At 75.2% G+C, this 24468-nt stretch carries 22 protein-coding genes and 1 pseudogene; 14 read left to right on the top strand and 9 right to left on the bottom strand.

Features of this window, described 5'->3' with window-relative positions:
* The first annotated feature begins 29 nt into the window (after positions 1–29).
* Positions 30–317: a DUF6158 family protein gene (locus tag AB0L29_RS23190; RefSeq protein WP_365829630.1), complete on the top strand. Its 288-nt coding sequence runs from the start codon at positions 30–32 to the stop codon at positions 315–317.
* A 90-nt stretch (positions 318–407) separates the two neighbouring features.
* Here AB0L29_RS23190 and AB0L29_RS23185 read toward each other — a convergent pair whose 3' ends face one another.
* The 4 genes from AB0L29_RS23185 to AB0L29_RS23170 all read right to left on the bottom strand — a co-directional run bounded on the left by AB0L29_RS23185 (position 408) and on the right by AB0L29_RS23170 (position 4047).
* A complete protein-coding gene (locus AB0L29_RS23185) occupies positions 408–953 on the bottom strand; it encodes a type 1 glutamine amidotransferase domain-containing protein (RefSeq protein ID WP_365829629.1) in 546 nt (181 codons plus the stop codon).
* 208 nt (positions 954–1161) lie between these two features.
* On the bottom strand, positions 1162–1593 hold the full coding sequence (locus tag AB0L29_RS23180; protein WP_365829628.1) for a CBS domain-containing protein: 432 nt from the start codon (positions 1591–1593) through the stop codon (positions 1162–1164).
* A gap of 87 nt (positions 1594–1680) precedes the next feature.
* Positions 1681–2121: a DUF2795 domain-containing protein gene (locus tag AB0L29_RS23175; RefSeq protein ID WP_365829627.1), complete on the bottom strand. Its 441-nt coding sequence runs from the start codon at positions 2119–2121 to the stop codon at positions 1681–1683.
* Positions 2122–2253: 132 nt separating this feature from the next.
* Positions 2254–4047, bottom strand: coding sequence for a thiamine pyrophosphate-requiring protein (locus tag AB0L29_RS23170; RefSeq protein ID WP_365829626.1), 1794 nt, complete (start codon positions 4045–4047; stop codon positions 2254–2256).
* Positions 4048–4289: 242 nt separating this feature from the next.
* Here AB0L29_RS23170 and AB0L29_RS23165 point away from each other — a divergent pair.
* The 4 genes and pseudogenes from AB0L29_RS23165 to AB0L29_RS23150 form a co-directional block, all read left to right on the top strand.
* A pseudogene (locus AB0L29_RS23165) lies at positions 4290–4737 on the top strand (sigma factor-like helix-turn-helix DNA-binding protein); the annotation flags it as partial.
* A gap of 175 nt (positions 4738–4912) precedes the next feature.
* The gene (locus tag AB0L29_RS23160; RefSeq protein ID WP_365829658.1) at positions 4913–5998 is read left to right on the top strand and encodes a hypothetical protein; all 1086 of its coding nucleotides are present in this window, start codon (positions 4913–4915) and stop codon (positions 5996–5998) included.
* 189 nt (positions 5999–6187) lie between these two features.
* Positions 6188–7435: an aminotransferase class I/II-fold pyridoxal phosphate-dependent enzyme gene (locus tag AB0L29_RS23155; protein WP_365829625.1), complete on the top strand. Its 1248-nt coding sequence runs from the start codon at positions 6188–6190 to the stop codon at positions 7433–7435.
* The gene (locus tag AB0L29_RS23150; protein WP_365829624.1) at positions 7432–8544 is read left to right on the top strand and encodes an MBL fold metallo-hydrolase; all 1113 of its coding nucleotides are present in this window, start codon (positions 7432–7434) and stop codon (positions 8542–8544) included. The genes AB0L29_RS23155 and AB0L29_RS23150 overlap by 4 nt, the downstream gene beginning before the upstream one ends.
* Before the next feature lie 164 nt (positions 8545–8708).
* On the opposite strand, the gene AB0L29_RS23145 is transcribed toward AB0L29_RS23150, so the two are convergent.
* Both AB0L29_RS23145 and AB0L29_RS23140 read right to left on the bottom strand, forming a co-directional pair.
* On the bottom strand, positions 8709–9338 hold the full coding sequence (locus tag AB0L29_RS23145) for a VTT domain-containing protein (RefSeq protein ID WP_365829655.1): 630 nt from the start codon (positions 9336–9338) through the stop codon (positions 8709–8711).
* 41 nt (positions 9339–9379) lie between these two features.
* A complete protein-coding gene (locus AB0L29_RS23140; protein WP_365829623.1) occupies positions 9380–10153 on the bottom strand; it encodes an MBL fold metallo-hydrolase in 774 nt (257 codons plus the stop codon).
* A gap of 82 nt (positions 10154–10235) precedes the next feature.
* Between AB0L29_RS23140 and AB0L29_RS23135 the strand changes: the two genes are divergently transcribed.
* The 8 genes from AB0L29_RS23135 to dnaK all read left to right on the top strand — a co-directional run bounded on the left by AB0L29_RS23135 (position 10236) and on the right by dnaK (position 21146).
* The gene (locus AB0L29_RS23135) at positions 10236–10637 is read left to right on the top strand and encodes a hypothetical protein (RefSeq protein WP_365829622.1); all 402 of its coding nucleotides are present in this window, start codon (positions 10236–10238) and stop codon (positions 10635–10637) included.
* Between the two features lie 160 nt (positions 10638–10797).
* Positions 10798–12921 carry a phage holin family protein gene (locus AB0L29_RS23130; protein WP_365829621.1) on the top strand — a complete coding sequence of 708 codons (2124 nt, stop codon included), beginning with the start codon at positions 10798–10800 and terminating at the stop codon, positions 12919–12921.
* Positions 12922–13005: 84 nt separating this feature from the next.
* Entirely contained in the window at positions 13006–14412 is a 1407-nt protein-coding gene (locus AB0L29_RS23125; protein WP_365829620.1) for an amino acid permease, read from the top strand.
* 208 nt (positions 14413–14620) lie between these two features.
* Positions 14621–15682: a MoxR family ATPase gene (locus AB0L29_RS23120; protein ID WP_365829619.1), complete on the top strand. Its 1062-nt coding sequence runs from the start codon at positions 14621–14623 to the stop codon at positions 15680–15682.
* Positions 15679–17478 carry a hypothetical protein gene (locus AB0L29_RS23115; RefSeq protein WP_365829618.1) on the top strand — a complete coding sequence of 600 codons (1800 nt, stop codon included), beginning with the start codon at positions 15679–15681 and terminating at the stop codon, positions 17476–17478. The genes AB0L29_RS23120 and AB0L29_RS23115 overlap by 4 nt, the downstream gene beginning before the upstream one ends.
* A gap of 64 nt (positions 17479–17542) precedes the next feature.
* Positions 17543–17971 (top strand): OsmC family protein, encoded by a 429-nt coding sequence (locus tag AB0L29_RS23110; protein ID WP_365829617.1) that lies wholly within the window; start codon positions 17543–17545, stop codon positions 17969–17971.
* Positions 17972–18400: 429 nt separating this feature from the next.
* Positions 18401–19171 (top strand): glycerophosphodiester phosphodiesterase family protein, encoded by a 771-nt coding sequence (locus tag AB0L29_RS23105; RefSeq protein WP_365829616.1) that lies wholly within the window; start codon positions 18401–18403, stop codon positions 19169–19171.
* Between the two features lie 85 nt (positions 19172–19256).
* On the top strand, positions 19257–21146 hold the full coding sequence (gene dnaK, locus AB0L29_RS23100) for a molecular chaperone DnaK (RefSeq protein WP_365829615.1): 1890 nt from the start codon (positions 19257–19259) through the stop codon (positions 21144–21146).
* A 173-nt stretch (positions 21147–21319) separates the two neighbouring features.
* On the opposite strand, the gene narJ is transcribed toward dnaK, so the two are convergent.
* On the bottom strand, positions 21320–21808 hold the full coding sequence (gene narJ / locus AB0L29_RS23095) for a nitrate reductase molybdenum cofactor assembly chaperone (RefSeq protein ID WP_365829614.1): 489 nt from the start codon (positions 21806–21808) through the stop codon (positions 21320–21322).
* Between the two features lie 175 nt (positions 21809–21983).
* Positions 21984–22847, bottom strand: coding sequence for a helix-turn-helix transcriptional regulator (locus AB0L29_RS23090; protein WP_365829613.1), 864 nt, complete (start codon positions 22845–22847; stop codon positions 21984–21986).
* 270 nt (positions 22848–23117) lie between these two features.
* Between AB0L29_RS23090 and AB0L29_RS23085 the strand changes: the two genes are divergently transcribed.
* Complete coding sequence (locus AB0L29_RS23085) at positions 23118–23543, top strand: hypothetical protein (RefSeq protein WP_365829612.1); 426 nt, start codon at positions 23118–23120, stop codon at positions 23541–23543.
* On the opposite strand, the gene AB0L29_RS23080 is transcribed toward AB0L29_RS23085, so the two are convergent.
* A complete protein-coding gene (locus tag AB0L29_RS23080) occupies positions 23525–24346 on the bottom strand; it encodes a helix-turn-helix transcriptional regulator (RefSeq protein WP_365829611.1) in 822 nt (273 codons plus the stop codon). The two genes, AB0L29_RS23085 and AB0L29_RS23080, sit on opposite strands and share 19 nt — an antisense overlap.
* Between the last annotated feature and the right edge of the window lie 122 nt (positions 24347–24468).

Here is a 24468-nt window from a genome sequence, read left to right as displayed (position 1 = left end):
GGTGCTCCGCGAGCGGGTACCCGGGCCCCATGGACGAACACGACGAGCGGGGCAGCGCCATGACCGGAGTCGACCCGAGCCACCTGGACGACCAGCAGCTCATGAAGGAGCTGGAGACCATCCACCGCACCCGCCACGACACCCTGCTGTACGGGTCGAACGACGCGCTGCGGGCCCACAACGAGCGCATGGCGCAGCTCGAGGGCGAGTACCTGCGCCGCAACCCCCAGCGCCCGGTGGCCGCGGGCCGCACCCGCGAAGGAGCCCGGGAGCGGACCGGCTCGGACACCACCACCCCCGCGACCCCCGGCACCTGACCGGCGAGGCACACGGACGGGCCGCGCGGGGAGCACCCCGCGCGGCCCGCACACCCCTGCCCCGCGCCCCGAGGACGTGGGGCGGTCCGCTCAGCCGGCGGCCTCCTGGGCGAAGACGTCGAGGTACGTCTCGCAGAACGCCTTCAGGTCGTCCGGCTTACGGCTGGTGACCAGCTTGTTGGAGCCGTGGTCGCAGACCTTCACCTGCTCGTCGACCCAGGTGCCGCCCGCGTTGCGGATGTCGGTCCGCAGGCTCGGCCAGGAGGTCAGCACCCGGCCGCGCACCACGTCCGCCTCGACGAGCGTCCACGGCGCGTGGCAGATCGCGGCGACCGGCTTGCCCTGCTCGAAGAAGTCCCGTACGAACGCGACGGCCTTCTCCTCCATGCGCAGGAAGTCCGGGTTGGCCACGCCGCCCGGCAGCACCAGCCCGCCGAAGCGGCCGGCCGAGGTCTCGCCCACCACCTCGTCCACGGGGAAGGTGTCCGCCTTGTCGAGGTGGTGGAACGCCTGGATCTCGCCCGGCCGCGTCGACACGAGCACCGGTTCGTGGCCCGCGTCCTTCGCCGCCTGCCACGGGTCGGTGAGCTCCACCTGTTCCACGCCTTCGGGTGCGGTCAGAAAAGCGATGCGCATGATGGTTCAACGCCCTTTCGTGGGTCCTCGCGGCGCGCCGTCGAGCCTCGTCGCCCGGGGCGCGCTCCCTCTTCCGTCTTCCGCCGTCCCGCGTGCCCACGCCCGCCGTCCCGCGCGTCCTGCGGCGCGGCGGTCCCCGCCCGCGGTCCGGACCGCGGGCGGCGGGCGGCGGCGCGGGTCGCGGTGCCCCTTCCGGCCCGGTCGCGGCTCACGCACCGCCCCGGGCGTCCGGCTCGGCACGGCTGATGTCGGCCAGCGCCGACTCCGGTTCCTCGGCCTCGGCCAGGTCGCCGAGGCTGACGACACCGACCGGCAGGCCGTTCTCCACGACCGGCAGCCGGCGTACGGCGTGCGCCCGCATCAGGGCGAGGGCGGCCGACACCGGGTCGTGCGGCGCGACCGTCACCGGATCCGGCGTGCACACCGTGCGGGCGCTCACGGTCAGCGGGTCGATGCCCTCGGCGACGGCCCGTACCGCGATGTCACGGTCGGTGAGCACGCCGACGACCTCCTGGCCGTCGGCCACCACCACGTCGCCGATGTTCTGCGCGCGCATCAACTGCGCCGCCTCGACCAGCGAGGCGTCCGGACGCACCGCGACCACGCCCGGAGTCATGACGTCCTTGACGAACTGAGCCATCCCTGGGCCCCTCCTCAGCCGCCCGGCCGCCGGGGGCACCGCGGACGGCCGTCGCCGCGCCGCCCGCGGTGCCCCCGCGCCGGGTCCCTATGTGCGGTTCTCCTGTCCGGACCGCCCGCCGGTGTCCGCCCGCGCGGCCCCCTGCCCGGCCTCCCCGGAGCGGACCACGGCCTCGGCGAGCTGCTGGACCGTGCCGTAGTGGTCCCGGTGGGGCAGCCGCTCCACCGCCTCGACGAGCGCGTCGGGCGCCTGGTGCTCGCGCAGGGCCCGGGTCAGCTCGCGCCCGCTCGCCGGGAAGGCGCGGCGGCCCAGGATCCGGGCCAGCTCCAGCCGCACCGCCTCCAGCGACGTCGGCGCGCGGCTCGGTGTCACCGGTCCGCGGAAGACCTCCGGGTCGTCCTCGGCGGCCGGCTCCGGGTCGTGCCACTCCTCGGTGCGCGTGGGGTGCCCGGACCTGAGCAGACCCTGCAGTTCGTGCTTCATCTCGTCGTCCCGGTGGACGCTCAGCCGGTCGCTGCCTCGCTGCATGTCTCCCTCCACATCTACGGGGGTCCGCACCGCGTACCCGGACACCGCACGCCGACACCGGGTTGCCGCGCCGGATCGCCGCCGTCCGGGTTCGCCCCGCGTGCGACGGCGGACGCGGCGCCCCCGCGGCCGCTACTTCTTCTCGCGGCCCGGCAGGAACTCCTGCATCTTCGCCTTGAAGCCCTGCTTGATCACCGACCCCCGGTCGGCGTCGCCCTTCAGGAGGGAGGCGGCCGTCGCCTCCATCTGCTCCCAGGTGGCGTGCGGCGGAACCGGCGGCACGGCCGGGTCGGTCAGGAACTCGACCACCGCGGGACGGTCCGCCTCCAGGGCGGCCCGCCAGGCGTCCTGCACCTCCTCCGGCTTCTCCACCCGGATCCCGACCAGTCCGAGGGAGCGGGCGAACGCGGCGTACTGCACGTCCGGGAGTTCCTGCGAGGGCAGGAAGGACGGGGCGCCGCCCATGGCCCGCAGCTCCCAGGTGACCTGGTTCAGGTCGTGGTTGTTGAAGACGCCCACCACCAGGCGCGGGTCCTCCCACTGGTCGCGGTACTTCGCCGCCGTGATCAGCTCCGCCATGCCGTTCATCTGCATCGCGCCGTCCCCGACCAGGGCGATCGCGGGCCGGTCCGGGTGCGCGAACTTCGCGCCGATCACGTACGGCACGCCGCAGCCCATCGTGGCGAGCGTCCCGGACAGCGAGCCGCGCATACCGGCCCGCAGGGTCAGGTGCCGCGCGTACCAGTTCGCCGTCGACCCCGAGTCGGAGGTGACGATCGCGTCGTCCGGCAGCAGCGGGTCCAGGGCGCGGGCCACGTACTCCGGGTTGACCGGGTCGGCGCTCAGGCCCGCGCGCCGCTCCAGCACCTCCCGCCAGCGCCGGACGTTGTCGCACACCGTCTCGAACCACTCGCGGCCGCGGCCCCCCTCGATCAGCGGGATCAGCCGCTCCAGCGTCGCCTTCGCGTCCCCGACCAGGTTCACCTCGTAGGGGTAGCGCATCCCGACCATGTGCGGATCGACGTCGATCTGCACGCCCCGCGCCTTGCCGTACTCCGGCAGGAACTGCGAGTACGGGAACGAGGACCCGATGGTCAACAGCGTGTCGCAGTCCCGCATCAGCTCGTACGAGGGACGGGTGCCCAGCAGGCCGATCGAGCCGGTGACGTACGGCAGTTCGTCGCTGAGGACGTCCTTGCCGAGCAGCGCCTTGGCGACGCCCGCGCCGAGCAGCTCGGCGAGCCGCTCCACCTCGGCCCGCGCGCCGGCCGCGCCCTGGCCGACCAGGATCGCCACCTTGTCGCCGGAGTTGAGGATGTCCGCGGCCCGCCGCACGGCGTCGTCGGAGGGCACCGTCGTCCACGAGGTGCGGTCCAGGCTGGAGGGCACCATCTTGAACTCGTGCGTGGGCGGCGAGTAGTCGAGCTCCTGCACGTCACCGGGGATGATGACCGCCGTGGGGCAGCGCCGCGCGTACGCGGTGCGGATCGCGCGGTCCAGCACGTTCGGCAGCTGCTCGGGCACCGTCACCGTCTCCACGAAGTCGGAGGCGACGTCCTTGAACAGCGTGTGCAGGTCGACCTCCTGCTGGTAGGACCCGCCCATCGCGGTGCGGTGCGTCTGGCCGACGATCGCCAGCACCGGCACGTGGTCGAGCTTGGCGTCGTACAGGCCGTTGAGCAGGTGGATCGCGCCGGGCCCCGACGTGGCCGCGCACACGCCGAGACGGCCGCTGAACTTGGCGTACCCCACCGCCTGCAGCGCGGACATCTCCTCGTGCCGGGACTGGACGAAACGGGGCCGGTCCTCGGCCCGGCCCCAGGCGGCGAGCAGGCCGTTGATGCCGTCGCCGGGATAACCGAAGACGTGCTCCACCCCCCACGCGCGCAGCCGTTCGAGGACGTGGTCGGAGACGGTGGTGCTCATGTACGACCTCCCGGACGTAAGGGACACGGGCAGCACCGCTACGAGTCACCCCGCGCGCTGGGGGAAAACCTGCGCGGGGTTCGCGGCCGGGGGCGGGGGCGGGCGCGTGTCAGTGCCTCGGACAGCAGGCACGCCCGTGGGAGCGGCGCGAGGCCGCTCCGGACGCGTCTGTGCCGGCCTGCGGGTGCGCTTCCACGGTGACCTCCCAACCCGGAGCACCTTGGAGGGAGTTGCGACGCGCCATGCCGACCCGGCTCAGCACCCGGCAGCACCCGCACGACGACGCCCCGGCACCGCCGACGCCTTCCGCAGGCTCGCCGCGCTTTCCCGGGGCCCGAGCGCGACGCGCTCCGCGACGAGGTCGTCGAGGCCCGACTGCCCATGGCCGGCCGGCTCGCCGGACGCTTCCGCAACCGCGTCCGCTTCGCCTGCCAGGACCTGTCCCGGACCGTCTCCGGCCGCCGGCCCGCCGTCGCCGAGGTCGCCGGGCACGCGAACCCGGGCGAGGAGGACGTCCGGGCGGGGCGGGCGGCGCTGCCCGAGCGGGAGCGGACGATCCTGTACATGAGGTTCTTCGGGGACGTGACGCAGAGCCGCATCGCCGAGCAGCCGGGGATCTCGCGGATGCACGTGTCCCGGCTGATCGGCCGGTGCTGCGGCCGGGTGCGGGAGGAAGCCCTGCGGGACGCGCGGCAGGGCGTTCGCCCCCGGTGCGGGAGCCGCTCCCGCGCCGGACGCGAAGACGCCGGGGACGTCGCCCGTTCGGACGCGTCCCGTCCCGCTAATGGGGTCCGGCCGCGCGCGGGCGCCCCGCGGGCGGGCTGTGATGGCTGCGTAGCCGTAACCGCTCGAAGGAGCCCGTCCCATGCGCCGCACCGCCCGAGCCCTGTCCGCCGCCCTGCTGGCCGGTACCGCGTTGGGCGTCCTTTCGCCGGCCGCCTCCGCGGAGCCGACCGCGGAGGTCGGCGAGAGCACCGTCGCACCGGGCGGGAGCGTCACCGTCGAGGTGTCCTGCGACCCGGTCGGCGGCACACCGCCCGACACCGTGGAGGCCGTCTCGCGGGCCTTCGCGGAGGGCACCGTCCGACTGCGCCGCGCCACCGGCGGCGACGACGCGGCGTCCGGCCCCGCCTACCGGGGCACCGCCAAGGTCGCGCCCGCCGGCGATTTCGAGGAAGACCCCGACGCGGCCGGTGAGGACTCCCGGTGGACCGTCGACGGCACCTGCCCGTCGCCCTCGGGGAAGGACGGCGAACCCTGGAGCGCGGCGTTCACCGTCGCCCACCGCAACGGCACCGGCAGCTCCGGTTCCGCCCAGGAGTGCTCGGACCCGCACGCCACCGACTGCGGCGACTCCGGATCCGTCCCCGGTGGCGACTCCGGATCCGAGGCCGGAGGTGACTCCGAATCCGAGACCGGAGGTGACTCCGAATCCGGCGCGGATGGCGACTTCGCCTCCGGCGGCGACTCCGGGTCCGTCCCCGGTGGTGATTCCGAACCCGGGTCCGGTGGCGACTCCGAATCCGCCCCCGGTGGCGACTCCGGATCCGAGGCCGGAGGTGACTCCGGATCCGAGGCCGGAGGTGACTCCGGATCCGAGGCCGGAGGTGACTTCGAATCCGTCCCCGGTGGCGACTCCGGATCCGGGTCCGGCGGCGACTCCGAATCCGGCGCGGATGGCGACTTCGCCTCCGGCGGCGACTCCGGATCCGTCCCCGGCGGCGATTCCGAACTCGAGTCCGGCGGCGACCCGGGCTCCGCCCAGCCGTGCCCCGACCGGCACGCCACCCCCTGCGGCGCCGCCACGGTGCAGCGCGGGGTGCGGGCCGGTGCGGGCGGTTCCTTCACCGACTCCGTGCCCGCCCTGGTCGCGGGCGGACTGCTGATCGCCGGCGCGTGCGGCGCGGCCGTGCACCGGCTGCGCCACCGGGACACCGGCATCCACGGCTGACCGTTCCCCCGCGGGCGCGCCCATGCTGTGACCGGCACAACCCTGCCGGGCACCCATGGGCGGCGCCGCCGTGGGTATCCAAAGGCCGAGGGCACGAGCCGCACCGTACGCACCGTCCGGCAGCGCACGGCACACGAGCACGAGCCGAGGGCGTTCAGGACACGGCACGAGGACTGCGCGGAGGCAGGCATGCGGCGGACGGACCCGGTAGGCCACGGCCCCGTCCGTTTCGGGCCGTCGCTCCCCGAGGACGGGCTGCCCGTGCTGCCCGAACTGTCCGCCGTGCTCGCCGCCGCCGCGTCCCGCCCCGGGACCGAACCCGTCGGCGGCGGCCCCGCCCTGCTGGAGGCCGCCGGCGGCTACTGGGGCCGGCGCGGCCTGCCCGCCCGCCCCGAGCGGCTGGTCGCCGCCCCCGGCGCGCCCGCCCTGCTGGTCGCGCTGACCGCCGCGCTCGGCGGTGACGTCCTGGTGCCCAGACCCTGCGCCGCCTGGTGGGCGCCGTACGCCCGCCTGCTGGGCAGACCCGCCTTCCACGTGCCGACGCCGGCCGAGAACGGCGGCGTCCCCGACCCGTACGCCCTCCTGGAGACCGTGCGCCGGGTCCGCGCCGAGGGCGGCGACCCGCGCCTGCTCGTGCTGTCCGTCGCCGACGACCCCACCGCCACCGTCGCCCCGCCCGAACTGCTGCACGAGACCGTCGAGGCCGCCGCCGGCGAAGGGCTGCACCTGGTCAGCGACGAGACCTGGCGCGACACCCTGCACGAGCCGCACGACACGGTCCTGCTCAGCCCCGCCGAGATGCTGCCCGAGCGGGTCACCGTCGTCACCGACCTGGCCGGTGCCCTGCTCCCGCCCGGCTGGCCCGCCGCCGTGGCCCGCTTCCCGGCGCACCGGGCCGGGGACGACCTCCGCGCGCGCGTGCTCGACGTCCTCACCGCGCTCGGCGCCCGCGTCGCCGCCCCCGTCGCCGCCGCAGCCGGGTACGCGCTGGGCGAGCCGGAGCCGGTCACCGCGCGCGTGGCCGCCGCCGTACGCCTGCATGCGCGCGTGGCCGCCGCCGCACACGCCGCCGTGGTCGCCGCGGGCGCGCTCGCCCGGCCCCCGCGGGCCGGCCGCCACCTGTACGTCGACCTTGCCCCGCTGCGCCCCGCGCTGGCCGCGCACGGGGTCGGTGACGCACAGGAACTGGAGGACTTCCTCACCGCCCGGCTCGGCGTGCCCGCGCCGGGCGGCCACCGCTTCGGCGACGACCTCGCGGCGCTGCGCGTGCGCCTGTCCACCGGCTCCCTGCTGGGCGGTTCGGACGAGGAGCGCGCGGAATGCCTCGGGTCCCCCACGCCGTTGGAACTGACGCACGTGCAACGCGCGTTGAATCACCTGAAGTCGGTTTTCGACGATCTTTGCGACGACGCTCAGCGATGGGAGCCTCCTCGATGACGCAGCAGTCCGAGTCGACCACCACGAGCACACCCACCCCGGAAGCCGACGTTCCGCCGGACCCTTCCCCGCTCGCGCCCCCTCTTCCGCCGCTCCCGGCCCCCCGGCCGCTCGGCGAACGCCGGGTGTGGCCGAGAACGTTCCACGACCGGCTGACCGCTCCGCTGCCCGGCCTGAAGGCCATCGCCCGGTTCGCCCGCGAGGGTTCCGTACGCCCCGGCAAGGAAGGGCTCGCCGACATCCCCCGGCTGCCCTTCGAACCGGAGCCGCTGCCCCGGGTGGACGCGCGCACGGTCGCCGTCTCCTGGGCGGGGCACGCCAGTTGGGTCGTACGGATCGGCGGGCTCACCGTGCTCACCGACCCGGTCTGGTCCCGCCGGATCATCGGCACCCCGGCCCGGATCACGCCCGTGGGCATCCCCTGGGAGGCGCTGCCGCCCGTCGACGCGGTCGTCATCAGCCACAACCACTACGACCACCTGGACGCCCCCACCCTGCGCCGACTCCCGCGCGACACACCGGTGTTCGTGCCGGCCGGGCTCGGCCGCTGGTTCCACCGCCGCAGGTTCACCCGCGTCACCGAGCTGGACTGGTGGGAGGCGGCCGAACTCCCCCCGCGGGACGGTGCCGCGGGCGCCCCGGCCGAGGACGGCGGCGGGCGGCGGGCGGGGGTCCGCTTCGACTTCGTCCCCTCCCACCACTGGTCCAAGCGCACCCTCACCGACACCTGCCACAGCCTGTGGGGCGGCTGGGTGCTCACGGCCCCCGACGGCAAGCGGGTCTACTTCGCGGGCGACACGGGCTACGGCCACTGGTTCTCCCGCATCGGGCAGCGCTACCCGGGCATCGACCTGGCCCTGATGCCCATCGGCGCCTACGACCCGCGCTGGTGGCTCAGCGACGTCCACTGCGACCCGGAGGAGGCGGTCCGGGCCACCCTCGACCTCGGCGCACGGCGCATGGCGCCCATGCACTGGGCGACGTTCGTGCTGTCGGCGGAGCCGGTCATGGAACCCCTCACCCGGGTCCGCGCCGCCTGGGAGAAGGCGGGCCTGCCCCGCGAGGACCTGTGGGACCTGCCGGTGGGCGGGTCGCGCGTGGTGGACTGAGCGACCGGGGAACTCCCGGGCCGGGGGTGTCCCGCACCGGGGGCTGGTGCCAGAGGTGTGCCGGACCGTTCCGGCGGCGGGCGGGACCCCGGCCGCCGGGCGTCCGCCCGCGCCGCCCGCGCCGCCGCGGCGGCGACCCCAGGCCGCCCCCGGGGCCACCGGGACTACCGGGCGACCGTCCCGCGCAGCCGTCGCCACACGGACGGGGCCGCGCCGACCAGCAGGGTCAGTGCGACCGCCGCGACCACGCCCTCCCACGGCTCGGGGAACAGCGAGCCGCCGAGGATCCCGATCAGCTGGTACGTCACCGCCCAGGCCAGGCAGGCCGGCAGGTTGCCGCGGACGAAGCGCCGCAGCGGCCACTTCGCCATGAGGCAGGCCAGCATCACCGGTATGCGGCCCGCCGGCACCAGCCGGGACAGCACCAGCACCGCCACCTTGTGCTCGGTGAGCTTCTCCTGCGCCTGCGCCAGCCGGTCCTCGGGTGCCCGCGAGCGGATCGCCTCCAGCCAGCGCGAGCCGTTCTTCGACCGCATCCCGCGCCGCCCCAGCCAGTACAGCGCCGCGTCCCCGAGGAACGCCGCCAGCGACGCGGTCACGAACACCATCGCCAGCGAGAACGGCGCCGTCCGGTGGACGGCCACCGCCGCCGCCGAACTCACGATCGCCCCGGTCGGCACCACCGGCACCAGCGCCCCGATCAGCACCAGCAGGAACAGCGAGGGATAGCCGATCGCCTGCTGGGCGGACTCCGGCGTCAGGGTCGCGGGCGCGGCGGCGGCCAGGGCGGGCAGCGGCCCCGCCGCACCCAGCTGCGCGGCCGCGGCGGGCCACGTCACCGGGCGACCTCCAGGCGCACGCTCTCCCCGTGCCCCAGCCGGTGCACCGTCACGCCGGGCGCGTGCTCGGCCGCCAGGCGCACGAACTCGTCGCCCGGCGCGTGGAACTCGTGGGGGCGCACACCGTCCATGCCGATCGGCCAGTACGTGCCGTAGTGCACCGGCACCGCGCTGTGCGGCGCCAGCCGGGCCAGTGCCCGGGCCGCCCGCCCCGGGTCCAGATGCCCCTCCCCGAGGAACGGCCCCCAGCCGCCCACCGGCAGCAGGGCCACGTCGACCGGGCCGACCTCCTCGGCCATGCCGTCGAACAGGCCGGTGTCCCCGGCGAAGTACGTGCGGGCCTCGCCCTCGACGACGTACCCGAGGGCGGGGGAGCGGTGCGGGCCGAACGGCAGCCGCCGCCCGTCGTGCCGTGCGGACACGGCCCGTACCAGCAGGTCGCCCACCCTGGTCCGGTCACCGGGCGCCACCTCGCCGATCCGCAGGTGCGTGAGCCGGCGCAGCCCCGGCACCGCCCGTCGTGCGCCCCGGGGCACGAGCAGGCGCGTGCCCGGGGCGAGCCGCGCCAGCGACGGCAGGTGCAGATGGTCGGCGTGCAGATGGGAGACCAGCGCCAGGTCCGCGTGCCGGGCGCCGGGCGCCGGCAGCGCGCCGCGCCGGCGGCGCAGGTGCGCGAGCCGGCGCGCGAACAGGGGATCGGTGAGCACGCGTATGCCCGAATCACGGATCGCGCACGTCGCGTGACCCCACCAGGTGATCTCCACCGGCACCTCTTCGCCTCCTTCGCGCGACTCCCCGAAGCCTACGGGCAGGAGTAGGGTCGGCGGCGAAAACCGGAGGTGAGGGGGTGCCATGGGGCCGGTCAGGGTGACGGCGATCGCGAGTCTGACGCCACTGGAGGAACTGGACGCCGATCCCTTCCTGGTGGACTCCCGCAGCCAGTACGCCATGTGCGCCCGCTGGGCCGCCGAGCGCGGCTACGTCGTCACCCGGGAGTTGCTGGTACGCGGCCTGCGGCCCGACCACGGCGTGCTGTGGGACGGGGTGCGGCCCGGGCTCGACGTGTTCGTGGCCCCCAGCCGCCGGGTACTGGAGAGCGCGTTGTCCTCCGCCGAGGAGTTCGCCGCCGAGTGCGCCCGGCGAGGGGTGCGGGTGGAGACCGCGGGCCTGCGGGAGCCCTCGTACGACGCCGCGATGAAGGCGTGCGTGCACCGCCGGCTGTCCATGCCGACCGCCGGGTACGACGGGCGCTGACGCCCCTGCCGGCGCGCCGCGCGCGGGCGCCGGCGACCTGCTCGAGGCCGGGCCGGGGCCGGGCCGGGGCTCGGGGACGAAGGGCGGTCCCCGCCCGTTGTGCCAGGGTAGGTGCGGGCCCGCGCCGACGACGGGCCGGGACGTGAGGGGGGGGGCGGGCGTGCGTGGGGAGCGTTGGCGGCGGATCGCCAGTCAGGCCGGGCGCAGCGTCGCGGTGTGGGCGGTGTCCACGGTCACCCTGCTGGTGCTCGCCGGGATCCTGCCCGACTTCCGGCTGCGGGCCGCCGACGGCGACAGCGCCACCGACATCGCGGTGACCGCCGCGTTCGGCGCGGGCGCCTTCGGTGTGCTGTCGGCGGTGGTGTGGCCGCTGCTGGTGCGCCTCCTGCTGCTCGTGCCGGCGCTCGTCCTCGGTCTGCTGGTGTTCTTCCTCAACGGCGCCCTGCTGCTGCTCGCCCTGCGCCTCGACCCCGGCGAGCGCGGTGCCGCCGCGCCGGAGACGGCGGTGGTGGTCGCCGCCGTGATGTCCGCCGTCGCCTCCGCCACCGGTGCCGCCCTCGCGGTGCGCGACGACGACTCCTACCGGCGCCGGCTCTACCGCCTCGCCGACCGGCGCCGCAGGTCCGGGCCGCCCTGTCCGGCCACCCACGGCACCGTCTTCCTCCAGCTCGACGGCGTCGGCCACGACGTCCTCACCCAGGCCGTCGGCAAGGGCCTGATGCCCACCGTCGCCCGCTGGCTCGGCACCGGCGACGGCCGGCGCCCCACCCACCGGCTCACCCCCTGGCGCACCGACTGGTCCAGCCAGACCGGCGCCAGCCAGCTCGGCATCCTGCACGGCAGCAACCACGACGTCCCCGCCTTCCGCTGGTACGAGAAGGACACCCGCGAGGTGGTGGTCTGCAACCGCCCCACCAGCGCCGCCGAGCTCCAGCGCCGCGCCGCGCGGAACGCGGGCCACGACGGCCTGCTCGCCGTGGACGGCGCCAGCCGCGGCAACCTCTTCAGCGGCGGTGCCGGCGAACAGGCCCTGGTGCTGTCCATCGCCACCCGCCGCCGCAGCCGCGAGAACCGCTCCCGCGCGGGCTACTTCGCCTACTTCTCCGACCCGGCCAACGCGGTGCGCACCGCGCTGTCCTTCGTGGCCGAGGTGGGCCGGGAGATCGGCCAGTCCGCCCGGGCCCGCCTGCGCAAGCAGCGCCCGCGCGTCTCCCGGGGCGGCCTGTACCCCTTGGTGAGGGCCTTCGCGACCGTGGTCGAGCGGGACGTGGTCGTCGCCGCCGTGATGGGCGACATGCTCGCCGGGCGCACCGCCGTCTACGCCGACCTGGTGGCCTACGACGAGGTGGCGCACCACTCGGGGCCGGCCGGCCGGGACGCCGAGAAGGTCCTCGCCCGCCTCGACCGCTCGCTGGCGCTGATCGAGAAGGTCGCCGAACACGCCCCGCGTCCCTACCGGATCGTCGTGCTGTCCGACCACGGCCAGAGCCCGGGCGAGACCTTCCGCGCCCGCTACGGCCTCACCCTGGGCGACCTGGTGCGGGCCGGCTGCGGGCTGCCCGTGCCGCGCCGGGCGGAGCGCACCCGCAGCGGCGCCGAGGCCCGCGCGGCCGCCCGCGCCGCCCTGCGCATCCACGTCGGGGAGAGCGGTGAGCGGCACTCTCCCGCGCGCCGCTCGGAGCCGATCGTGCTCGCCTCCGGCAACCTCGGCCTGGTCTCCTTCCCGGACGTGCCGCACCGGATGAGCAAGGAGGAGATCGACGCCCGGCACCCCGGACTGCTGCCGACGCTCGCCAACCACCCGGGCATCGGCTTCCTGCTGGTGCGCAGCGAACGGTACGGAGGGGTGGTGCTCGGCGCGTACGGCGCGGAGATACCGCTGGACGAGCTCGACGACGACCCCGGCCCGCTCGCCCCCTTCGGGCCGGGAGCCGCCGAGGCCGTGCGCCGCACGCACGGCTTCCCGCACACCGCCGACATCATGGTCAACTCGTTCTACGACCCCGCCGACGGCGAGGTCCTCTCCTTCGAGGAGCAGATCGGTTCGCACGGCGGACTCGGCGGCGCCCAGGGATGTCCCTTCCTGCTGTCGCCCCTCGCCCTCTCACCGCCGGTCGGCGACGGGGCGGAACTCGTGGGAGCCGAGCGCGTCCACGACGTACTGCGCCGCTGGCTGCGCGAGTCGGACGGACCGCAGGTGCCGGTGGACGATTCCCGGCCGCGGGTGGCTGAGAACGCACCTTTTGCGGTGCCGGACGGGGTCGTACAGGACAAAAGCGCGTGATTTGGAGCCGTGTCGGGTCATGCCCGACCATGGGCGCCGCCCCGGCGATCCCGGGCACCAGTTCGAAGAGAGGCGCACCACCCCATGCACGTCACCGGAACCGCCCCCCAGCCGGCTCCGGCCCCGCAGGAGACCGCGGCACCCGCCCCCACCCCCGCCGAAGACCCGGCGGGCGGCACCGGCCGGCACACCCGCCGCTTCGGGCTGCCCGTCGCGACCGCCCTGGTCATGGGCAACATCATCGGCGGCGGCATCTTCCTGCTCCCGGCCTCCGTCGCCCCGTACGGCACGGTCAGCCTGCTCGCCTTCGGCGTCCTGACCGTCGGCGCCATCGCCCTCGCGCTGGTCTTCGGGCGGCTCGCACAGCGCGATCCGCGCACCGGCGGCCCCTACGTCTACGCCCGTGAGGCCTTCGGCGACTTCGCCGGCTTCCTCGCCGCCTGGGCGTACTGGATCACCACCTGGGTGTCGAACGCGGCGCTCGCCGTCGCCGCCGTCGGCTACCTCGACGTCCTGATCCCGGTGGACGACCACCGCTGGACCGCCTGCCTGGCCGCGCTCGCCATCCAGTGGCTGCCCGCGCTCGCCAACTTCGCCGGCACCCGGTACGTGGGCGCGGTCCAGCTCGTCTCCACCGTGCTGAAGCTCGCGCCGCTGCTGCTCGTCGCGGTCGGCGGGCTGTTCTTCTTCGACCCGGACAACCTCGGCCCGTTCCACACCGGCGAGGGCGGCGTCGTCGGCGCGGTGTCCGCGTCCGCCGCGCTGCTGCTCTTCTCCTACCTCGGCGTGGAGTCCGCCGCGGTCAGCGCCGGAGAGGTCGACAACCCCAGGCGCAACGTCGGACGGGCCACCGTCATCGGCACCGCGGGCGCGGCCCTGGTCTACCTGCTGGGCACCCTGTCCGTCTTCGGCACCGTCGCCCACGACCGCCTGGTGGAGTCCTCCGCCCCCTTCTCCGACGCCGTCGACGCCATGTTCGGCGGCGGCTGGGGCGGCTGGGCCGTCGCGCTCGCCGCGCTGGTGTCGATGACCGGCTGCCTCAACGGCTGGACCCTGCTGAGCGCCCAGACCCCCTACGCCGCGGCCCGCGACGGGCTGTTCCCCGCCGCGTTCGCGCGCCGGCGGCGCGGGGTGCCCACGGTCGGCGTCGGCGTCACCGTCGTGCTGGCCTCGCTGCTGACCGTCTACAACTACACGGCGGGCTCGGCGAAGGTGTTCGACGTCCTGGTCCTGGTCACCACCTTCACCGCGACCGTGCCGTACCTGCTGGCCACCGCCGCGCAGCTGCGCCACCTCGTGGCGGGCCGGGGCGACCTGGTCGACCGCGCGCGCCTGGTGCGGGACGCGGTGGTCGCGGCCGTCGCCGCCGCCTTCTCGATGTGGCTGGTCGCGGGCGCCGGCTACGCGGCGGTGTACCAGGGCGTGCTGTTCCTGTTCGCGGGCGTGCTCGTGTACGCGGTGATGACGGGCCGGCGGCAGCGGGCCGCCTGAGCCGGGCCCGCGCGCGTCCGGGCGGCGCGGTGCGGCGCCCGGCCCGGACGCGCGGCGCGGGGCGCGGGCGGACGCCTCCCCGCCCGGGTGCGCGCCCGGCCCGGGCCCGCGGTAATTCGGCTGCGCGGCGCCCGCCCGACGCCCACACTGTTCGCGTCGGACCCCGGACACCCCGGGGTCCCCGTCGAGCATCCCGAGGAGCCCCTGCGTGCAGGCAGCCGTCACCGTCACTCCCGCCCGTGTCCCGGAACTGCTGCTCGGCCTCGCGACCGTGCGGCCGGTCTTCCTCTGGGGCGCCCCCGGCATCGGGAAGTCCTCCCTGGTGCGGGAGTTCGCCGAGTCGCTGGGACTGGAGTGCGTGAGCCTGCTCGGCACCCAGCTCGCCCCCGAGGACCTGATCGGCGTCCCGCAGATCCGCGACGGGCGCTCGGTGTTCTGCCCGCCGGAGGCCATCGCCCGCGACGAGCCGTACTGCCTGTTCCTGGACGAGCTCAACGCGGCCACGCCGGACGTGCAGAAGGCGTTCTACTCGCTGATCCTGGACCGCCGGATCGGCACCTACGAGCTGCCCCGGGGCTCCATCGTGATCGGCGCCGGCAACCGCGCCACCGACAACGCCCTCGCCCGCCCGATCGCCTCCGCCCTCGTCAACCGCCTCACCCACGTGCACCTGGAGGCCTCCGCGAAGGACTGGCTGACCTGGGCCGCGAACAACGGCATCCACCCCTGGATCCTCGACCACCTCACCGACCGGCCCGACCACCTGTGGTCCAAGCCGCCCAAGACCGAGGAACCGTTCTCCACGCCCCGCTCGTGGCACATGCTCTCCGACGCGCTGCACTCCTTCGGGACCGACCTGGACGAGGAGACCCTGAAGGTCCTCGCGCACGGCACGCTCACGCCCGCCCACGCGACCGCGTTCTGCGGCTACGTCAAGATCGTGCGCAGCCGGTTCGGCATCGAGGCCGTCCTCAAGGGCGAGGCGGGCTGGCCGCGCCGCCCGCAGGACCGCGACCTGCTGTACTACCTCGCCGAGTCCTTCCGCGGCCGGCTCGCCAAGGAGCTGCCGGCGAGCAAGGAGCACATGTCGGCGAGCGGCCGGCAGACCGCGTACCGGGCCAAGTCGCTGCTCGTGCAGCTCGCGGAGATCTCCGTGGAGGTCGCCCAGAGCGTCATCGCCTCCGACGCGGACGGCAACCCGGTGCTGCCGTCCTGGTTCCTGGTGGAGGCCGCCCGCGACATGCCGCGGCTGGTGGAGGCCCGGCGGTGAGCCGCGACCGCGGGAAGGGGCGCAAGAAGCGGGACCCCGCGGCGGAGGCCTTCGCCGAGGGCCTGCGGCTGATGCGGGCCCATCCGGCGCTGGACGCGGTGGAGTTCACCGTCTGCCGCGCCGAGGACTGCGCCCTCGGGCCCCGCGACGGCCTCGTACGCGCCGACTCCGACGCCGTCCTGCACGTCCACCCGGCCCGCACGGCCGACCCGGCGACCTGGGCCTGGGCGCTCGCGCACGCCGTCCTGCACCTGGGCTTCGGGCACCTCCCGGCGGCCCGGGGCGAGCGGGAGCAGCCCGACCGCCACGACCTGGCCGCCCGCTGCGTCGTCGTCAACCGCTTCCTGCTCGGCTTCCCCGTCGGCCGGGCCCCCGACGACCTGCCCGCCTCCTACCCCGACGGCGACGAGGAGCAGCTCGCCGCCCGCTGGCGGCGCGACGGGCTGCCGGCCGTGTACGAGCACTGCGGCACGGCCGGCCGGGGGCCCGACCAGCTCCTCGTGGACTGGCACGACCGGTGGACACCGCCCCCGGACCGGCAGCTGGCGTTCGCCACCGCCCTGACCCGGACCGTGTCCGCGGCGATCGACATGGCGGGCGGCCGCCGCGACTCGCTGACCGGCGAAGCGCCCCCGGCGCGGCCCTGGGAACAGGCCCTGAGCTGGTTCGTCTCCTCCTACCCCCTGCTCGGCGGCATCGCGGCCGGCATCGAGCTGGTCGCCGACGCCGAACTCGCCCGCGCCCACGACATCTCCGTGGCGGCGGTGAACGCGGAGGCCGGGGAGATCTACATCAACCCGCTGCGGCGGTTCGAGACCGAGGAGTGGCGGTTCATCCTCGCCCACGAGATGCTGCACGCCGCCCTGCGCCACGGCGACCGCTGCGGCGCCCGCGACCCCTACCTGTTCAACGTCGCCTGCGACTACGTCGTCAACGGCTGGCTGTGCGAGATGCAGGTCGGCACCATGCCCGACGGGCTGCTGCACGACCCGCGGCTCGCCGGCCTGTCCGCGGAGGAGATCCACGACCGGATCGCCGGCGACCTGCGCCGCATGCGCCGCCTGGCCACCCCGCGCGGCAGGGGCGCCGGCGACATGCTCGGCGCCCCGCTCGGCCCGCCCCGCCACCACGTCGACCTCGACGCCTTCTACCGCCGGGCCCTCGCCCAGGGCCTCGACCTGCACGAGCGGCAGGAACGCGGCTTCCTGCCCGGCGGCCTCGTCGAGGAGATCCGCGCGCTCAGCCACCCGCCGCTGCCGTGGGACGCGCAGCTGGCCCGCTGGTTCGACGAGTTCGTGCCCAGCCCCGAGCCCGTCCGCTCCTACGCCCGCCCCGCACGCCGCCAGGCGGCCACGCCCGGCATCCCCCGCGCGGGGAGGTACTTCCCGCCCGAGGAGACCGCCCGCTGCACCTTCGGCGTGGTCCTGGACACCTCCGGCTCCATGGACCGGGTCCTGCTCGGCAAGGCGCTCGGCGCGATCGCCTCCTACGCCCAGGCGCGCGACGTGCCGGCCGCCCGGGTCGTGTTCTGCGACGCGGCACCGCACGACGCGGGCTACCTGCCGGTCACCGAGATCGCCGGCCGGGTGCGGGTGCACGGGCGCGGCGGCACGGTGCTCCAGCCCGGCATCGACCTGCTGCACCGCGCCGGCGACTTCCCGCCGGGCGCCCCGGTCCTCGTCGTCACCGACGGCCGGTGCGACGTCCTGCGGGTGCGGCGCGAGCACGCCTACCTGATCCCGCAGGGCGCGCGGCTGCCGTTCACCGCCCGTGGTCCGGTCTTCCGGGTACGGTGAGCCCGAGTGTGATCGGATGGGAACACGGAACCCCGCAACGGGTCCACACGCGAAAGGAACAACCGTGGCTACCACGCGCTCCGCACACACCGTCTGGGAAGGCAACCTGCTCGAGGGCAACGGTGTCGTCACCTTCGACTCCTCCGGCGCCATCGGCGATCAGCCGGTGTCGTGGCCCTCGCGCGCCGAGGAGGCGAAGGGCAAGACCAGCCCCGAGGAGCTGATCGCCGCCGCCCACTCCAGCTGCTTCTCCATGGCGCTGTCGCACGGCCTGGCCGGCGCCGGCACCCCGCCCACCAGGCTCGTCACCTCGGCCGACGTCACCTTCCAGCCGGGTGAGGGCATCACGGGCATCCACCTCACCGTCGAGGGCACCGTCCCCGGGATCGACGACGACGCGTTCACCGCCGCCGCCGAGGACGCCAAGGCCAACTGCCCGGTCAGCCAGGCCCTCAAGGCCGTACCGATCACCCTGTCGGCGAAGCTCGCCTGACCGGACCCCGCAGGCCGGCGTCGCGCGGGCCCTCCCCCGGGAGCGGCCCGCGCGACGCCGGTTCGCGCCCGGGACCGGGCAGGGGAACGACACCGCCGTCCGACGCACGGAAGGAACGCGATGGTCCCGGGAACGACGTCCGGCACAGCCAGGGCACTCGACCGCGCCACCCGGGACCGCAGCCGCGTCCGCGCGCTGCCCGGCCCGGCCGGCCGGCTCCGTCCGCGGGCCGCCGCCCCCGGCCGCCTCCCCGGCCCGGCCGCCCGCGGGAGGGCGTGCACGCCGGCCCGGCCGCCCTTCGCCGTCCCGGTCGTCACCGGGTCCCTCCTGCCCAGGAGGACCGGCACCCGCTCCGGACCGCTGCCGGCCCGGCCCGGGGACGAACCCGTGCCCGTGCCCGCGCCGCGCCCCCGCGCAGGGAGCTGACCCATGACACGACCCGCCGTCTCCGCCCACCAGGGAGGCGCCGAACGCGTCCGGCCCGCCACCCGGGAGGCGTACCAGGACGCGCTGCGCTCGGGTGCGGAATACGCCGAGTTCGACGTCCGGCGCACCGCGGACGGCGTCCTCGTCGTCCACCACGACCCCCGGGTGCGGCACACCGGGCCCCCGCTGTCCACGCTCACCCACGCCGAACTGTGCGAGCGGGCCGGGTACCCGGTGCCCGTCGTCGAGGACGTCATGGAGCTGATCGCCGGAAAGCTCCTGGGGCACCTGGACCTGAAGGAGCCCGGTTACGAGCGGGAGCTGATCGACCGCGCGATCGCCCTGCTCGGGGCGGACGGCTTCGTCGCCACGACCCTGGAGGACCGCTCTGTCGCCGCCATCACCCGGGCGTTCCCGGCCGTGCGCACCGCGCTGTCCCTGGGCCGGGACCGCAGGGAGCTGGGGCTGGCCCGGCTGCCCGGGACCCGGCTGAGCGAGCTGCTGCCGATGCGCCGGGTCCGCGCCTGCGGCGCCCACGGGGTCGCCGTGCACCAGCGGCTCGCCCGCGCCACCGTGCTGCGGGAGGCCGCCCGCAACGGCCTGTTCACCCTGGTGTGGACCGTCAACGACGACGCCCCGATGCGGGCCTTCCTCGCCGACGAGCGCGTGGACGTGCTCGTCACCGACCGGCCCCGGCGCGCCGTCGGCCTGCGCGGCCGGCCGCCGGGCGCGGACGACCCGTCCCGGAGCCCTCTCAAACGCTCCTCGCCCTGACGGGAAACCCACCCCCGGCATTGACAAGACTCCACTCAAGTTTTGTGCTGGAGTTCCGGAGGTGCCCTGACGGAAGGGGACGGCGATGGGACGCGCGGTCGGAATCGATCTCGGCACCACGAACTCGGTGGTGGCCGTGCTGGAGGGCGGCGAGCCGACGGTCGTCGCCAACGCGGAAGGGGCCAGGACCACGCCGTCGGTCGTGGCGTTCGCCAAGAACGGCGAGGTGCTGGTCGGCGAGGTCGCCAAGCGGCAGGCCGTGACGAACGTCGAGCGCACCGCGCGCTCGGTCAAGCGCCACATGGGGGACGCGCACTGGCGCTTCCCGGACACCGGCGACATCGACGGCAGGCGGTACACCGCGCAGGAGATCTCCGCACGCGTGCTGCAGAAGCTGAAGCGGGACGCGGAGACCTACCTCGGCGAGGACGTCACCGACGCGGTGGTCACCGTGCCGGCCTACTTCGACGACGCCCAGCGCCAGGCCACCAAGGAGGCCGGGGAGGTCGCGGGCCTGAACGTGCTGCGGATCATCAACGAGCCGACGGCCGCGGCCCTGGCGTACGGCCTGGACAAGGGGAACGACCAGACGGTGCTGGTCTTCGACCTGGGCGGCGGCACCTTCGACGTGTCGCTGCTGGAGATGGGCGAGGGCGTCATCGAGGTGAAGGCCACCAACGGCGACACCCGCCTGGGCGGCGACGACTGGGACCAGCGGATCGTCGACCACCTGGCCGAACGGTTCAAGAACGCCCACGGCGTGGACCTGTCCAGGGACAAGATGGCCGTGCAGCGGCTGCGGGAGGCCGCCGAGAAGGCCAAGATCGAACTGTCCAGCTCGTCCGAGACCTCGATCAACCTGCCCTACATCACGGCCTCCGCCGAGGGCCCGCTGCACCTGGACGAAAAACTCACCCGCGCCCAGTTCCAGCAGCTCACCGCGGACCTGCTGGAGCGCTGCAAGGGCCCGTTCCACCAGGCCGTCAAGGACGCCGGCATCAAGCTCCCGGCGATCGACCACGTCATCCTCGTCGGGGGCTCCACCCGGATGCCCGCCGTCACCGACCTGGTCAGGGAACTGACCGGCAAGGACCCGCACAAGGGCGTCAACCCCGACGAGGTCGTCGCCGTCGGCGCCGCCCTCCAGGCGGGCGTCATCCGCGGTGACGTCAAGGACGTCCTGCTGCTGGACGTCACCCCGCTGTCCCTGGGCATCGAGACCAAGGGCGGCATCATGACCAAGCTCATCGAGCGCAACACCACGATCCCCACCCGGCGCTCGGAGATCTTCACCACGGCCACCGACAACCAGCCCTCGGTCGGCATCCAGGTCTACCAGGGCGAACGCGAGATCGCCGCCTACAACAAGAAGCTCGGCGTCTTCGACCTCACCGGCCTGCCGCCCGCCCCGCGCGGCGTGCCGCAGATCGAGGTCGCCTTCGACATCGACGCCAACGGCATCATGCACGTCTCCGCCAAGGACCTCGCCACGGGCCGCGAGCAGAAGATGACCGTCACCGGCGGCTCCGCGCTGCCCAAGGAGGACATCGACCGCATGATGCGGGAGGCCGAGCAGTACGCCGAGGAGGACCGCAGGCGGCGCGAGGCGGCCGAGACCCGCAACCAGGCCGAGCAACTGGTCTACCAGACCGAGAACTTCCTCCGGGACAACGCCGACAAGGTCCCGGCGGACACGAGGGCGGAGGTCGAGTCGGCCGTGGCCGAGGTGAAGGAGCAGCTGGAGCGGCAGGCCGACACGGCCGCCCTGCGGGCGGGCGCGGACAAGCTCGCCACGGTCAGCCAGAAGCTGGGCCAGGCGATGTACGCGCAGGCCCAGCAGGGCTCCGCGGAAGGCACCGGGCCGCACACCGAGCCCCGGGACGAGGAGGACGTGGTCGACGCGGAGGTCGTCGACGAGGACAGGGAGGGGAGGGAGGGCCGGGGCGCCAAGGGCTCCGAGGACGGGGCCGCCTAGGGTCTGTCGTCGAACTCCCGCCCGCCCCGTGACGCCCTGCACGCACTCTCGCCGCACCGGGCGCGGACCCGGGTACATCCGGTACGAGGGCCGGCGCCCGGCACGCCGGGAGCACGCACCCGACGCCGCGGGGCCCGCCCTCCGGGCGGACGACGGGAGTTCGGCGACAGACCCTAGTCCCCCGCGGACGCGGCCGGCAGGGTCGCGCACACCGCGTCGAGGACGGACGCGTACGGCGTGCCCAGCTCCGTGAGGCGGGCACGCAGCCGCTCCAGCCCGGCGCGGTGCCGGACCAGCGGCCCGGTGTCGCCGGTGCGGGCCGCGAACTCCAGCACCGCGGGCAGGAAGTCGGGCAGTTCCCCGCCGGTGAGCGCGAGACCGTGCGCCCGGTACAGCTCCCCGAAGGAGGCCGGTGACATCCCGGGCCGCCGGGTGCCGCCCTCGCGCCACGCGCTCACGTACAGGCCGCGGCCGCGCCGGGCGTCGAAGACCTCGGCGTAGTGCGCGGCCAGCTCACCCGGCGGGCTGAGGGCCGCGTGGTCGGTGAACTCCCGCAACTGCGGGGCGGCTTCCCGCAGCAGCGGCAGCCGGGCGCGCAGGTCGCCGCCGGGGTACGTCAGGCACAGCGCGGCCGCCTGGTACAGCACCTCGAAGCCGGGCATCGGGCCTCCTTCGCGCAGCTCCCTCGCCTCGCCCCGTGGGACCGACGCTAGGGGCGGGCGGGGGAGCGCACCCGTCGGCGGGGCCCGTACGGGTCAGGGACGCCGCCGGCTCCCGTACCGGCCGGTCGCCCCGGACGGGCGGCGGGGCCGCGGCCCGTGCGGAGGGGCGCGCCGGTCAGAACGTGTCGCGGTACTCGCGCAGGAGCTTCTCCGTGCGCTCGACGGAGGCGGCGCCCGCCGTCATGTGGTCCAGGACCTCCAGGTGCGTGGAGACCTCCTTGCGGGAGTCCAGGTACAGGGCACCCGTCAGGTACTCGGTGAACACCATGTCGGGCAGCTCCGGCTCGGCGAAGCGGAACAGCGAGAACGGCGCGTACGTCCCCGGGTGCGGGCCGCTCGCGAACTCGGCGACCTGGAGCGTGACGCGGTCGCGCGCGGCGTACTCCAGGAGCTTGTCCAGCTGGTCGCGCATCACCGCGCCGTCCGCGCTCACCGGGCGGCGCAGGGCCGTTTCGTCCATGATCACCCACAGGTGGGGCGGGTCCGCGCGCTCCAGCAGCCGCTGCCGCTCCATGCGCAGCGCCACATGCCGCTCCACCGTCCCGGGACCCGCGCCGCCGATCGTCCCGGCCTCCATGACGGCCCGCGCGTAGTCCTCGGTCTGCAACAGGCCCGGCACGAAGTGCGGCTCGTAGGAGCGGATGATCCGGGCGGCGCCCTCCAGGCTCACGTACAGGCTGAACCAGTCCGGCAGCACGTCGTGGTACCGCTGCCACCAGTCCGGCCGGTTCGCCTCCTCGGCGAGCGCGACGAACGCGGCGACCTCCTCGTCCGGCACGCCGTACGCGGTCAGCAGGATGTGCACGTACGGGATCTTCAGCGCGACCTCGGCCGTCTCCATCCGCCGCACGGTCGCGGGGGCGACCCTGAGGACGCGGGCGGCCTCCTCGCGCCCGAGGCCCGCCGCCTCCCGCAGCTCCTGAAGCCGCCTTCCCAGCACCACCTGGCCCACGGTGGGTGCGGCCCGCCGCTCACTCACGCCACGCCTCCCCAACGCGCCCAAGCATGCGCTCAGTCTGCCATGCTCCGCCGGCGGTCCCACGGAGAGGCGGGGAGAGGGCCGGTGCCGCGCCCCCCGCGCGAGGTCCGGGGGCGCGCGTTTGGCGTCCGCCGGGCCGTTACCCCGCGGGTAATCGACCCGGCCGAGGCCCGGGCGGGATCGTGGACGCGTCGGGTCCCGGGCCGGCGCACTCCGGCCCGGGATCCGTCCCCCGCTCACGTACCCGACCCCGACGGAGGGTGATCCGCCATGTCCGCGACCCAGCTCGCCGTGCTCGCCCGGACCCGTGAACCGCAGTCGATGCTGCGCCGCTTCCTGGCGCTGGACGCCGTGGTGACCGGCGCGAACGCGCTCGCCTACCTCGCGCTCCCCGGCCCGCTCGGACGGCTCTTCGGCGTCGACGGCACGCTCCTGCTCGGGCTCGGCGTGTTCCTCGCGGTGTACGCGGCGGGCGTCGCCCGGCTGGCCTCGCGGCCCAGCCCGTCGGCGCTCGGGGTGCGGGTCGTCGTCGAGGCCAACCTCCTCTGGGCGGCGGCCGGCTTCGTCGCCCTGGCGCTGTGGCTCGCGCCGAGCACCGCGGGCGCGGTGTGGACGGTGTGCCAGGCCCTCACCGTGGCCGGTTTCGCCGTCCTGCAGCACACCGCCCTGAAGGTCCGTCAGGACACGTATTCCTGAAGGTACTTGGCCGTCGCCGGGTCGGCCGGGAGGAGCGTCTCGACGGCCAGCTCGGCGACGGTCACGTCCATCGGGGTGTTGAAGGTGGAGATCGAGGAGATGAAGGACAGCGTCCGGCCCTGGTGCTCGATCCGCATCGGCAGCGCGAAGTACGGCACCGGCTCCGGCGGTTCCTCCGCGTCCCTGGGCCCGGGCTCCGGCACCGGGTACGCCGCCACCTCCTCGTACAGCGCCCGCAGCGGCTCGAAGCGGCGCAGCGCGATCTGCCGCTCCATCTGCTCCAGCAGGTGGCCGCGCCACTCGCGCAGGTTGCGGATGCGCGGCGCGAGGCCCTGCGGGTGCAGGGTGAGCCGCATCGCGTTCAGCGGCGGCCGGAGCAGGTGCTCCGGGATCCCCTCCAGCAGCATCAGGATGCCCCGGTTGGCGGCCACCACCTGGTACGCCGCGTCGACCACCAGCGCCGGGTAGGGCTCGTAGCCGCCGATCAGCCGCTCGATGCCCGCGCGCAGGGCGCCCAGCGCCGGGTCGTCCAGCGGGGTCTCGGGATAGCGCGGGGCGTAGCCGGCCGCCAGCAGCAGCGCGTTGCGCTCCCGCACCGGCACGTCCAGGTGCTCCGCCAGCCGCAGCACCATCTCCTCGCTGGGCCGGGAGCGGCCCGTCTCGATGAAGCTGATGTGCCGGGCGGAGGAGCCGGCGCGCAGCGCCAGCTCCAGCTGGCTCACGCGCCGCCGCTCCCGCCAGGCCCGCAGCAGCGGGCCGGCCCCGGGGGCGGCGGAGGCGGGGGAGGGCGTGGCAGCGGTCATGCCAGGACCGTAGCCGAGAAGCGGCCGAACCGGGGAGGACCCTTCCTGACCAGGGCCCGCGGGCCCGCGCTGTGGCAGGCTGGGAGCGCGGCCGTGTGGGGTCGTCCGAGGGAAGGAGCGCA

It is taken from the genome of Streptomyces sp. NPDC052701 (assembly GCF_040678355.1).
Classification (GTDB): Bacteria; Actinomycetota; Actinomycetes; order Streptomycetales; family Streptomycetaceae; genus Streptomyces.
Note: the sequence above shows the minus strand (reverse complement) of the source record. Positions and strands in the feature narration are given on the sequence as shown.

Excerpts from the sequence above, each read along its gene's own strand:
- AB0L29_RS23190 (WP_365829630.1), top strand. The coding sequence starts at position 30 with ATGGACGAACACGACGAGCGGGGCAGCGCCATGACCGGAGTCGACCCG.
- AB0L29_RS23185 (WP_365829629.1), bottom strand. The coding sequence starts at position 953 with ATGCGCATCGCTTTTCTGACCGCACCCGAAGGCGTGGAACAGGTGGAG.
- AB0L29_RS23180 (WP_365829628.1), bottom strand. The coding sequence starts at position 1,593 with ATGGCTCAGTTCGTCAAGGACGTCATGACTCCGGGCGTGGTCGCGGTG.
- AB0L29_RS23175 (WP_365829627.1), bottom strand. The coding sequence starts at position 2,121 with ATGCAGCGAGGCAGCGACCGGCTGAGCGTCCACCGGGACGACGAGATG.
- AB0L29_RS23170 (WP_365829626.1), bottom strand. The coding sequence starts at position 4,047 with ATGAGCACCACCGTCTCCGACCACGTCCTCGAACGGCTGCGCGCGTGG.
- AB0L29_RS23160 (WP_365829658.1), top strand. The coding sequence starts at position 4,913 with ATGCGCCGCACCGCCCGAGCCCTGTCCGCCGCCCTGCTGGCCGGTACC.
- AB0L29_RS23155 (WP_365829625.1), top strand. The coding sequence starts at position 6,188 with ATGCGGCGGACGGACCCGGTAGGCCACGGCCCCGTCCGTTTCGGGCCG.
- AB0L29_RS23150 (WP_365829624.1), top strand. The coding sequence starts at position 7,432 with ATGACGCAGCAGTCCGAGTCGACCACCACGAGCACACCCACCCCGGAA.
- AB0L29_RS23135 (WP_365829622.1), top strand. The coding sequence starts at position 10,236 with ATGGGGCCGGTCAGGGTGACGGCGATCGCGAGTCTGACGCCACTGGAG.
- AB0L29_RS23125 (WP_365829620.1), top strand. The coding sequence starts at position 13,006 with ATGCACGTCACCGGAACCGCCCCCCAGCCGGCTCCGGCCCCGCAGGAG.
- AB0L29_RS23105 (WP_365829616.1), top strand. The coding sequence starts at position 18,401 with ATGACACGACCCGCCGTCTCCGCCCACCAGGGAGGCGCCGAACGCGTC.
- dnaK (WP_365829615.1), top strand. The coding sequence starts at position 19,257 with ATGGGACGCGCGGTCGGAATCGATCTCGGCACCACGAACTCGGTGGTG.
- narJ (WP_365829614.1), bottom strand. The coding sequence starts at position 21,808 with ATGCCCGGCTTCGAGGTGCTGTACCAGGCGGCCGCGCTGTGCCTGACG.
- AB0L29_RS23085 (WP_365829612.1), top strand. The coding sequence starts at position 23,118 with ATGTCCGCGACCCAGCTCGCCGTGCTCGCCCGGACCCGTGAACCGCAG.
- AB0L29_RS23080 (WP_365829611.1), bottom strand. The coding sequence starts at position 24,346 with ATGACCGCTGCCACGCCCTCCCCCGCCTCCGCCGCCCCCGGGGCCGGC.